Origin of the sequence: Staphylococcus ureilyticus (genome assembly GCF_002902235.1) — a bacterium.
Classification (GTDB): domain Bacteria; phylum Bacillota; class Bacilli; order Staphylococcales; family Staphylococcaceae; genus Staphylococcus; species Staphylococcus ureilyticus.
Genome location: NZ_PPRL01000170.1, coordinates 1 through 207, shown reverse-complemented (window position 1 = coordinate 207; position 207 = coordinate 1). Strand labels below are relative to the sequence as shown.

At 35.7% G+C, this 207-nt stretch carries 1 rRNA gene; it reads right to left on the bottom strand.

What is annotated here, in order from left to right:
• Positions 1-136: 136 nt before the first annotated feature.
• A 16S ribosomal RNA gene (locus CD150_RS12945) occupies positions 137-207 on the bottom strand; the annotation flags it as partial.

Below are 207 nucleotides of genomic sequence, written 5' to 3'. Positions count from 1 at the left end.
AAATTTTACTTACTTATCTAGTTTTCAATGTACAAATCATTAAAGAATACTCGAATGAGCATTCAAAACTGAATACAATATGTCAATGTTATTCCTTTGTCATCTTCTATAGAAGATGTTCCGAATATATCCTTAGAAAGGAGGTGATCCAGCCGCACCTTCCGATACGGCTACCTTGTTACGACTTCACCCCAATCATTTGTCCCA